This is a genomic window from Streptomyces sp. NPDC090025 (assembly GCF_044748125.1).
In the GTDB taxonomy this organism is placed as follows: Bacteria; Actinomycetota; Actinomycetes; order Streptomycetales; family Streptomycetaceae; genus Streptomyces.
This window is the reverse complement of record NZ_JBIVFL010000011.1, coordinates 277,931-288,586: the sequence shown is the minus strand read 5'-3', so window position 1 is coordinate 288,586 and position 10,656 is coordinate 277,931. Positions and strand designations below refer to the sequence as shown.

General features: G+C 68.4%; 10 protein-coding genes. All 10 read left to right on the top strand.

What is annotated here, in order from left to right:
• The first annotated feature begins 247 nt into the window (after positions 1 to 247).
• The 10 genes from glyA to atpD all read left to right on the top strand — a co-directional run bounded on the left by glyA (position 248) and on the right by atpD (position 10,575).
• The gene (gene glyA, locus ACIPXM_RS24870; protein ID WP_401659159.1) at positions 248 to 1,501 is read left to right on the top strand and encodes a serine hydroxymethyltransferase; all 1,254 of its coding nucleotides are present in this window, start codon (positions 248 to 250) and stop codon (positions 1,499 to 1,501) included.
• A 118-nt stretch (positions 1,502 to 1,619) separates the two neighbouring features.
• Positions 1,620 to 3,032, top strand: a complete 1,413-nt coding sequence (locus tag ACIPXM_RS24865) for an MraY family glycosyltransferase (RefSeq protein ID WP_401659156.1) — start codon at positions 1,620 to 1,622, stop codon at positions 3,030 to 3,032.
• A 262-nt stretch (positions 3,033 to 3,294) separates the two neighbouring features.
• Complete coding sequence (locus ACIPXM_RS24860; RefSeq protein ID WP_401659153.1) at positions 3,295 to 3,708, top strand: hypothetical protein; 414 nt, start codon at positions 3,295 to 3,297, stop codon at positions 3,706 to 3,708.
• Positions 3,709 to 3,933: 225 nt separating this feature from the next.
• Complete coding sequence (gene atpB, locus ACIPXM_RS24855; RefSeq protein WP_401659150.1) at positions 3,934 to 4,743, top strand: F0F1 ATP synthase subunit A; 810 nt, start codon at positions 3,934 to 3,936, stop codon at positions 4,741 to 4,743.
• A gap of 92 nt (positions 4,744 to 4,835) precedes the next feature.
• Entirely contained in the window at positions 4,836 to 5,069 is a 234-nt protein-coding gene (gene atpE, locus ACIPXM_RS24850) for an ATP synthase F0 subunit C (RefSeq protein ID WP_010474382.1), read from the top strand.
• 41 nt (positions 5,070 to 5,110) lie between these two features.
• Positions 5,111 to 5,656 carry a F0F1 ATP synthase subunit B gene (locus tag ACIPXM_RS24845; protein WP_401659147.1) on the top strand — a complete coding sequence of 182 codons (546 nt, stop codon included), beginning with the start codon at positions 5,111 to 5,113 and terminating at the stop codon, positions 5,654 to 5,656.
• Positions 5,653 to 6,468 carry a F0F1 ATP synthase subunit delta gene (locus tag ACIPXM_RS24840; protein WP_401659144.1) on the top strand — a complete coding sequence of 272 codons (816 nt, stop codon included), beginning with the start codon at positions 5,653 to 5,655 and terminating at the stop codon, positions 6,466 to 6,468. The genes ACIPXM_RS24845 and ACIPXM_RS24840 overlap by 4 nt, the downstream gene beginning before the upstream one ends.
• 134 nt (positions 6,469 to 6,602) lie before the next feature.
• Complete coding sequence (gene atpA, locus ACIPXM_RS24835) at positions 6,603 to 8,198, top strand: F0F1 ATP synthase subunit alpha (RefSeq protein ID WP_401659141.1); 1,596 nt, start codon at positions 6,603 to 6,605, stop codon at positions 8,196 to 8,198.
• Between the two features lie 20 nt (positions 8,199 to 8,218).
• Positions 8,219 to 9,136, top strand: coding sequence for a F0F1 ATP synthase subunit gamma (locus tag ACIPXM_RS24830; protein WP_401659138.1), 918 nt, complete (start codon positions 8,219 to 8,221; stop codon positions 9,134 to 9,136).
• Entirely contained in the window at positions 9,136 to 10,575 is a 1,440-nt protein-coding gene (atpD, locus tag ACIPXM_RS24825) for a F0F1 ATP synthase subunit beta (protein ID WP_401659135.1), read from the top strand. Before ACIPXM_RS24830 ends, atpD begins: the two co-directional genes overlap by 1 nt.
• Positions 10,576 to 10,656: the final 81 nt, after the last annotated feature.

Sequence of the window (10,656 nt, the reverse complement as noted above, 5' to 3'; positions counted from 1 at the left end):
GTCGCAATCCACACCGAACCCGGAAGGCCCTCACCCGTTCAAGACGCCTCAGCCGAGACCTGCATCACCCGTCCACAACCTCCCGGGACAGAACAGCTAGGCCCGGGCCCCCGCACCCCCTGGGCCCCCGCACCCCCTGGGCCCCCCTTCCGGGGCCCCTGGTGCTCGTGTGGCGCATCGGGAGGGCGGGGGGCGGGGTCGGGTGCCTAGAGTGGGTTGACAGGCCCGCTCACGCCCGGAGTGACCCATGTCCGTCACCGCGTCCACCGAGCAAGTCCCCGCGCTCGACCTGCTGCGCAGGCAGGACCCCGAGGTCGCCGACGTGCTGATGGGGGAGGAGCGGCGGCAGGCGGACAGCCTGCAGCTGATCGCCGCCGAGAACTTCGCCTCGCCCGCCGTCCTCGCCGCGCTCGGTTCGCGGCTCGCCAACAAGTACGCCGAGGGCTACCCGGGCGCCCGGCACCACGGCGGCTGCGAGTACGCCGACGCCGTCGAGCGGATCGCGATCGGCCGGGCCACCGCCCTGTTCGGCGCCGAACATGCCAACGTACAGCCGCACTCCGGCTCCGCCGCCGTCCTTGCCGCCTACGCCGCGCTGCTGCGCCCCGGCGACACCGTGCTCGCCATGGGGCTCCCGTACGGCGGCCACCTCACCCACGGTTCGCCCGGCAACTTCTCCGGCCGCTGGTTCGACTTCGTCCCGTACGGCGTCGACGCCGAGACCGGGCTCGTCGACTACGAGCAGGTCGCCGCGCTCGCCCGGCACCACCGCCCGAAGGCGATCGTGTGCGGCTCGATCTCGTACCCCCGGCACCTCGACTACGGCATCTTCCGGGAGATCGCCGACGAGGTCGGCGCGTACCTCATCGCCGACGCCGCCCACCCCCTCGGCCTGATCGCGGGCGGCGCGGCGCCCAGCCCGGTGCCGTACGCCGACATCGTCTGCGGCACCACCCACAAGGTGCTGCGCGGTCCCCGCGGCGGGCTGCTGCTGTGCGGCGCGGACCTCGCCGAGCGGGTGGACCGGGCCGTCTTCCCGTTCTCCCAGGGTGGCGCCCAGATGCACACCATCGCCGCCAAGGCCGTCGCCTTCGGGGAGGCGTCCACTCCCGCGTTCACCGGGTACGCCCATCAGGTGGTCCAGCACGCGCGGGTGCTCGCCGCCGCGCTCGCCGCGGAGGGCTTCGCGCTGACCACCGGCGGCACCGACACCCACCTGATCACCGCCGACCCCGCCCCGCTCGGCGTCGACGGACGGACCGCCAGGGCCCGGCTGGCCGCCGCCGGGATCGTGCTCGACACCTGCGCGCTGCCGTACGGGGACGGGCGCGGGATCCGGCTCGGCACCGCCGCCGTCACCACCCAGGGCATGGGGGCACCCGAGATGGCGAGAATTGCCGCACTGTTCACCGCCGCGCTACGAGATGACGTACGGGAGACGGCCAGGGCACGGGTCGAGGTACGTCGTCTCGCGGGGCGATTTCCCCCGTACGGCGGGTGAGGAAGAGGTGCGGAACACGTCACCGCAACCATTCCGGCCCCCGGTATGTCCTCGACCATGGGGACGGCCCGGCTAGGGTGTGGGGCTGAGATGGCCAGCGATTCCTGTGGGGCAGCCCGTGCGTGATTACCTGCTGACGCTCTGTGTCACGGCCGCGGTGACCTATCTGCTCACCGGTCCGGTGCGGAAGTTCGCCATCGCGACCGGGGCGATGCCGGAGATCCGCGCCCGCGACGTGCACCGAGAACCGACTCCGCGGCTCGGTGGCATCGCCATGTTCTTCGGGCTGTGCGCGGGTCTGCTCGTGGCCGACCACCTGCAGAACCTGAACAACGTCTTCGAGCTGTCCAACGAACCGCGCGCGCTGCTGTCCGGCGCCGCGCTGATCTGGCTGATCGGCGTCCTCGACGACAAGTTCGAGCTGGACGCGCTGATCAAGCTCGGCGCGCAGATGATCTCCGCCGGTGTGATGGTCATGCAGGGTCTGACGATCCTGTGGCTGCCGATCCCCGGTGTCGGCACGGTCGCGCTCACCCAGTGGCAGGGCACCCTGCTGACCGTGGCCCTGGTCGTGCTGACCATCAACGCGGTCAACTTCGTCGACGGACTCGACGGTCTCGCGGCCGGCATGGTGTGCATCGCCGCCGCCGCCTTCTTCCTGTACGCGTACCGGATCTGGTTCGGCTACACGATCGAGGCGGCCGCCCCCGCGACGCTGTTCGCGGCCATCCTGATGGGCATGTGCCTGGGCTTCCTGCCGCACAACATGCACCCGGCGCGGATCTTCATGGGCGACTCGGGCTCGATGCTGATCGGTCTGATCCTGGCCGCGTCCGCCATCTCCATCACCGGCCAGGTCGACCCGGACGCGCTGAAGATCTTCGCCGGTTCGACCAAGGCCGCCACCCACGCCGCGCTGCCGGTCTTCATCCCGCTGGTGCTGCCGCTGACCGTCATCGCGATCCCGATGGCCGACCTGGTGCTGGCCATCGTGCGCCGCACCTGGAAGGGCCAGTCGCCGTTCGCCGCGGACCGCGGGCACCTGCACCACCGGCTCCTGGAGATCGGGCACTCGCACAGCCGCGCGGTGCTGATCATGTACTTCTGGTCGGCGCTCATCGCCTTCGGCACGCTCGCCTACTCGGTGCACTCCACCTCGATGTGGATCGTGCTCGTGGTGGTGCTGCTGAGCGCCGTGGGTCTGGTGCTGCTCCTGCTGCCGCGGTTCACCCCGCGCGCCCCGCGCTGGGCGGAGGCCGTCGTGCCGCCGCGCTACCGGCGCCGGGCCGTGCGCGGCGGCGCCGCCGGGTCCGCCGACGCACCCCTCGATCACGAGAGCGACGACGAGGGCGACGGCGGGAACGGCGGCGCGAACGGCGGCGACGACGAGCACGCGCACGGTCTCGCCGACGGGACCGACGCCGAGGGCGGCCGCGAGCACGAGGCGGTGCCGGCCGGGGTCAACGGAGCGACCGCCATCGGTCACCGTTCGCGCTTCACCGGCAGAAGTAAGGCCGGGGCGCGAGGTTGACGTAACCCTCAACGAGGGCCAATACCAGACAAGTCGACCCGCTGTCGCGCACACACGCGCACGGTCACTCTCACGTGTGAGAGTTGGCACACTTCATGGGTAAAGACCTATTCAAATAGTTTGTGATACGGTTCACGAGACCCGGCGACAGTGCCGAAAGACCGTAGTGCGACGGTCATTTGGCCCCGAGACACACCTCGGACCGGGATTACGCTCGTCCTCGACGACACCATCGCCCCCTCCAGCAAGCGGAGACACCGCCATGCCGTCCAACGACGCACGCACCCTGCTGCTCACCGCAGTCCCCACCGCCGCCGTAGGCGCTGTCGCCACGGTCGTCAGCGGTGTGGTCGCCGGTGGCAAGGGCGCGCTCGGCGCCGTCGTCGGCACCCTGGTCGTGCTTCTCTTCATGGGCATCGGGCTGGTGGTGCTGCAGCGGACGGCGAGGAAACTTCCGCAGCTGTTCCAGGCGATGGGGCTCATGCTCTACACGGCCCAGCTGCTGATCCTGTTCGTCTTCCTGGCCTTGCTGAAGGACACCTCGGCGTTCGACTTCAAGGCCTTCGCCTTCACGCTGCTCGCCACGACCATCGTGTGGGTCGCCGCCCAGGCCCGGGCCTATATGAAGGCCAAGATCATGTACGTCGAGCCCGAGAAAACGGGGTCGAAGTCGTGAAGGGTAGGGCCGGGATAAAGACGCGTTCGGCTTCCTGCTATCGTCCGGTGCCAACTGCGGCACTGCGGGCGCGGGCATCCGAAGCGGCGCCTGTCCCAGCGCGAGGCTCGATGCCGAACCGCCGCCCCCTTATCCGTAAGACCAGTCCAGTGCCGAACCGCGGCTGTGCGCCGCGCCGACACAACGAGGTTGCCGTACCTATGCGCCACGCTGAAGGAGCCCGCGGTGAGTGCTGACCAGACGCTTGCCTTCGACCCGGATTGCCACATCTTCACCGGATGTGGCTTCCCGGCGCCGGGGCTGCACACGTTCATGTACGAGCCCATCTTCACCGTGGGCAGCTTCGAGTTCACCAAGCCGATGCTGCTGGCGATCCTGGGCTCGATCGTGGTCGTCGGCTTCTTCTGGGCCGCTTTCAACAAGCCCAAGCTGATCCCCGGCAAGATGCAGATGGTCGGCGAGGCCGGTTACGACTTCGTGCGGCGCGGCATCGTCTACGAGATCATCGGCAAGCGCGACGGTGAGAAGTACGTCCCGCTCATGGTGTCGATGTTCTTCTTCGTATGGATCATGAATCTCTGGTCCATCATCCCGCTCGCGCAGTTCCCGGTCACCTCGCTGATCGCCTTCCCGGCGGCCCTCGCGCTGATCGTCTACGTGCTCTGGATCTCGCTGACCTTCAAGAAGCACGGCTTCGTCGGCGGCTGGAAGAACATCACGGGCTACGACAAGTCGCTCGGCCCGATCCTTCCCCTGGTCGTCGTGCTCGAGTTCTTCTCGAACCTGCTGATCCGGCCCTTCACGCACGCGGTCCGACTGTTCGCGAACATGTTCGCCGGTCACCTGCTCATCGTGATGTTCTCGCTCGCCACCTGGTACCTCATGAACGGCCTGGGCTTCGTCTACGCCGGCGCCTCGTTCGTGATGGTCCTCGTGATGACCGCCTTCGAGCTCTTCATCCAGGCCGTCCAGGCGTACGTCTTCGTCCTCCTGGCCTGCAGCTACGTCCAGGGCGCGCTCTCCGAGCACCACTGAGCCGGCCCGGCAGCAGCACGCACCACCCCCCAACCAACAGTCGTCCGGTGGCCAACCCCCACCGGGTCCTTGAAAGAGAAGGAAGAACCGGCATGTCCGCTCTCGAGACTCTCGCCGCCGTCAACGGAAACGTCGCCTCCATCGGCTACGGCCTCGCGGCCATCGGCCCCGGCGTCGGCGTCGGCATCATCTTCGGTAACGGCACCCAGGCCCTCGCCCGTCAGCCCGAGGCGGCCGGCCTGATCCGTACCAACCAGATCATGGGTTTCGCCTTCTGTGAGGCGCTCGCCCTCATCGGCATCGTCATGGGCTTCGTCTACAAGTAAGCCGGACCGACAGCCCGATTCTTTTTATGGAAGGCACTGATGTGAACGCTCTGCTTCTTGCGGCAGCGGCGGAGGAGCAGCCTCCGCTCATCCCGCATCTCGACGAGCTCGTCATCGGCCTGATCGCCTTCGTCATCGTCTTCGGCTTCCTCGCCAAGAAGCTCCTCCCGAACATCAACAAGGTTCTGGACGAGCGCCGCGAGGCCATCGAGGGTGGCATCGAGAAGGCCGAGTCGGCCCAGGTCGAGGCTCAGAGTGTGCTGGAGCAGTACAAGGCCCAGCTCGCCGAGGCCCGCCACGAAGCCGCGCGTCTCCGCCAGGAGGCGACGGAGCAGGGCACCGCGATCATCCAGGAGATGAAGGCGGAGGGCCAGCGCCAGCGCGAGGAGATCATCGCGGCCGGTCACAGCCAGATCGAGGCCGACCGCAAGGCCGCCTCCGCAGCGCTGCGTCAGGACGTCGGCAAGCTCGCCACGGATCTGGCCGCGAAGCTGGTCGGCGAGTCCCTTGAGGACCACGCCCGCCAGAGCCGCACCATCGACCGGTTCCTCGAGGAGCTCGAGGAGAAGGCCGAGGCCGTCCGATGAACGGTGCGAGCCGCGAGGCACTGGTTGCCGCACGTGAGGCCCTCGACGCGCTGACCGACAACACGTCGGTCGACGCGGGCAAGCTCGCGGGAGAGCTGGCCGCGGTCACCGCGCTGCTCCACCGCGAGGTGTCGCTGCGTCGGGTCCTGACCGACCCGGCGCAGGCGGGCGAGGCCAAGGCCGAGCTCGCGGGCCGTCTCCTGGCCGGTCAGGTGGGCGGCGAGACCGTCGACCTGGTCTCCGGCATGGTCCGGTCGCGTTGGTCGACCTCCCGTGACCTGGTGGACGGCGCCGAGGAGCTGGCGAACATCGCCGACCTCACCGCCGCCCAGAAGTCGGGCACGCTCGACGACGTCGAGGACGAGCTGTTCCGCTTCGGCCGGATCGTCTCCTCCAGCCCCGAGCTCCGCTCGGCGCTGACGGACAAGAGCGCCACGGCCAAGGCCAAGGGCGAGCTGCTCGGCAGCCTGCTCGGCGGCAAGGCCAACCCCGTCACCGAGCGACTCGTCGTCCGTCTGGTGACCCAGCCCCGGGGACGTAGCCTGGAAGCGGGACTCGAGTCCCTGTCCAAGCTCGCCGCGGCGCGCCGGGACCGCATGGTCGCCGTCGTCACCTCGGCGGTGCCGCTCACGGACCAGCAGAAGCAGCGCCTCGGTGCCGTTCTCGCCAAGCTCTACGGCCGCGAGATGCACCTGAACCTGGACGTGGACCCGGCGGTCCTCGGCGGGATCTCGGTGCGCGTCGGCGACGAGGTCATCGACGGCACCATCGCGGAGCGCCTCGACGAGGCGACCCGTCGACTGGCCGGCTGACCTCGGCCGCTCGGCAACTGAACAAGCAAGAACAGCGGCCCGGTTGGGCCGTGCAGAGATTGCAGAAGATTCCTGGGGGTCGCCCCCAGACCCCTAAGAAACTTCGGGCCCAACAAGGAGAGCAGGGAACCCAGATGGCGGAGCTCACGATCCGGCCGGAGGAGATCCGGGACGCGCTGGAGAACTTCGTCCAGTCGTACCAGCCGGACGCGGCCTCGCGCGAGGAGGTCGGCACGGTCAGCCTGGCCGGTGACGGTATCGCGAAGGTCGAGGGTCTTCCCTCGGCCATGGCGAACGAGCTGCTGAAGTTCGAGGACGGCACCCTCGGTCTCGCCCTCAACCTCGAGGAGCGCGAGATCGGCGCGATCGTCCTCGGCGAGTTCAGCGGCATCGAGGAGGGGCAGCCGGTGCACCGCACCGGCGAGATCCTCTCCGTCGGTGTCGGCGAGGGATACCTGGGTCGCGTCGTCGACCCGCTCGGCAACCCGATCGACGGTCTCGGCGAGATCGCGACCGAGGGCCGCCGCGCCCTCGAGCTGCAGGCGCCCGGCGTCATGCAGCGCAAGTCGGTCCACGAGCCGATGGAGACCGGCTACAAGGCCGTCGACGCCATGACCCCGGTCGGCCGTGGTCAGCGTCAGCTGATCATCGGTGACCGTCAGACCGGCAAGACCGCGCTGGCCGTCGACACGATCATCAACCAGCGCGACAACTGGCGCTCGGGCGACGTGAACAAGCAGGTCCGCTGCATCTACGTCGCCGTCGGTCAGAAGGGCTCCACCATCGCGTCCGTGCGCGCGGCCCTCGAAGAGGCCGGTGCGCTCGAGTACACGACCATCGTCGCCGCCCCGGCGTCCGACCCGGCGGGCTTCAAGTACCTGGCCCCGTACACCGGTTCGGCCATCGGTCAGCACTGGATGTACCAGGGCAAGCACGTCCTGATCGTCTTCGACGACCTGTCGAAGCAGGCCGACGCCTACCGCGCCGTGTCGCTGCTGCTGCGTCGTCCGCCGGGCCGTGAGGCGTACCCGGGTGACGTCTTCTACCTGCACTCCCGTCTGCTCGAGCGCTGCGCCAAGCTCTCGGACGACCTCGGTTCGGGCTCGATGACCGGTCTCCCGATCGTCGAGACGAAGGCCAACGACGTCTCGGCGTTCATCCCGACCAACGTCATCTCCATCACCGACGGCCAGTGCTTCCTGGAGTCCGACCTGTTCAACGCCGGTCAGCGTCCGGCCCTGAACGTCGGTATCTCGGTCTCCCGTGTCGGTGGCTCCGCCCAGCACAAGGCGATGAAGCAGATCTCCGGCCGTCTCCGCGTGGACCTGGCCCAGTTCCGTGAGCTGGAGGCGTTCGCCGCCTTCGGTTCCGACCTGGACGCCGCGTCGAAGGCGCAGCTGGAGCGGGGTCAGCGCATGGTCGAGCTGCTGAAGCAGGCTCAGTACCAGCCGATGGCCACCGAGAACCAGGTCGTCTCCATCTGGGCCGGCACCACCGGCAAGATGGACGACGTCCCGGTCGCCGACATCCGCCGCTTCGAGGCCGAGCTCCTGGCGTTCCTGCGCCAGAACCACTCGGGCCTCATGACCTCCATCCGTGAGGGCGGCAAGATGTCCGACGACACGCTGCAGTCCGTGGGCGACGCGATCGCGGAGTTCAAGAAGCAGTTCGAGACCTCTGACGGCAAGCTGCTCGGCGACGACGCCTCCGCCGTCAACGTCTCGAAGTGACGACGGAAGGGACCTGACTCATGGGAGCGCAGCTCCGGGTCTACAAGCGTCGCATCAAATCCGTCACCGCGACGAAGAAGATCACCAAGGCGATGGAGATGATCGCCGCCTCGCGCGTCGTCAAGGCGCAGCGCAAGGTGCAGGCGTCGACGCCGTACGCCACCGAGCTCACCCGCGCGGTGACCGCGGTGGCCACCGGTGCCAACGACAAGCACGCGCTGACCACCGAGGTGGCGAACCCGAGCCGTGCCGCGGTCCTGCTCCTCACGAGCGACCGCGGTCTGGCCGGTGCCTTCAACTCCAACGCCATCAAGGCGGCGGAGCAGCTCATCCGCAAGCTGGAGGCCGAGGGCCGCGAGGTCGACATCTATGTCGTCGGCCGCCGCGGTGTCGCGCACTTCAACTTCCGTGAGCGCAAGCTGGCCGACACCTGGACCGGCTTCACGGACGAGCCCTCGTACGCGGACGCCAAGAAGATCGGCGAGCCGCTGATCGAGGCGATCGAGAAGGACACGGCGGAGGGCGGCGTGGACGAACTCCACATCGTCTACACCGAGTTCGTCTCGATGATGACGCAGACGGCGATCGAGTCCCGGTTGCTGCCGCTCAGCCTCGACGAGGTCACGAAGGAGGCCGGCGAGACGGACACCCTCCGTCCGCTGTACGACTTCGAGCCGTCGGCGGAGGACGTCCTCGACGCCCTGCTGCCGCGCTACGTCGAGAGCCGGATCTACAACGCGCTGCTTCAGTCCTCGGCCTCGAAGCACGCCGCCACGCGGCGCGCGATGAAGTCGGCGACCGACAACGCGGGTGAGCTGATCACCAACCTCACCCGACTTGCCAACGCGGCCCGCCAGGCCGACATCACCCAGGAAATCAGCGAGATCGTCGGTGGCACTGCTGCCTTGGCCGACGCGACCGCGGGGAGTGACAAGTAATGACGACCTCTGTTGAGACCGCCGCTGCCACGGGCCGCGTCGCCCGGGTCATCGGCCCGGTCGTCGACGTGGAGTTCCCCGTCGACGCGATGCCGGAGATCTACAACGCGCTGAACGTCTCGGTGCCGGACCCGGAGGGTGAGGGCACCAAGACCCTGACCCTCGAGGTCGCCCAGCACCTGGGCGACGGCATGGTGCGCACCATCTCCATGCAGCCCACCGACGGTCTGGTCCGCCAGGCCGCGGTGACCGACACGGGCACCGGCATCACGGTCCCGGTCGGCGACGTGACCAAGGGCAAGGTGTTCAACACCCTGGGCGAGGTCCTCAACGAGGACCCGTCCACGGTGGCGGACGCCGAGCGCTGGTCGATCCACCGCAAGGCCCCGGCGTTCGACCAGCTCGAGTCCAAGACCGAGATGTTCGAGACCGGCCTGAAGGTCGTCGACCTGCTCACCCCGTACGTCAAGGGTGGAAAGATCGGTCTGTTCGGTGGTGCCGGTGTCGGCAAGACCGTTCTGATCCAGGAAATGATCATGCGTGTGGCGAAGCTGCACGAGGGTGTGTCGGTCTTCGCGGGCGTCGGTGAGCGCACCCGTGAGGGCAACGACCTCATGGTCGAGATGGAGGAGGCCGAGGTTCTGGACAAGACCGCCCTGGTCTTCGGCCAGATGGACGAGCCCCCGGGCACCCGTCTGCGCGTCGCCCTGGCCGGTCTGACCATGGCGGAGTACTTCCGCGATGTGCAGAAGCAGGACGTGCTGTTCTTCATCGACAACATCTTCCGCTTCACCCAGGCGGGCTCCGAGGTGTCGACCCTGCTCGGCCGGATGCCCTCCGCGGTGGGTTACCAGCCGAACCTGGCCGACGAGATGGGTCTCCTCCAGGAGCGCATCACCTCGACCCGTGGTCACTCGATCACCTCGATGCAGGCGATCTACGTGCCCGCCGACGACCTCACCGACCCGGCGCCGGCGACCACCTTCGCCCACCTCGACGCGACGACGGTTCTGTCCCGTCCGATCTCCGAGAAGGGCATCTACCCGGCCGTGGACCCGCTGGACTCCACGTCCCGGATCCTGGACCCGCGTTACATCGCGCAGGACCACTACGACACCGCCATGCGGGTCAAGGGCATCCTGCAGAAGTACAAGGACCTCCAGGACATCATCGCGATCCTCGGTATCGACGAGCTGAGCGAGGAGGACAAGCTCGTTGTCCACCGCGCCCGCCGTGTCGAGCGCTTCCTGTCCCAGAACACCCACGCGGCGAAGCAGTTCACCGGCGTGGACGGTTCGGACGTTCCGCTCGACGAGTCGATCGCCGCGTTCAACGCGATCTGCGACGGTGAGTACGACCACTTCCCGGAGCAGGCCTTCTTCATGTGTGGTGGTCTTGAGGACCTCAAGAAGAACGCCAAGGAGCTCGGCGTCTCCTGAGCCCTGTGCTCGCCCGAGGGGGGCGGGATCGCTCCCGCCCCCCTCGGCACGCCCATCAGCTGTGCGGGCCCCGGCACCATC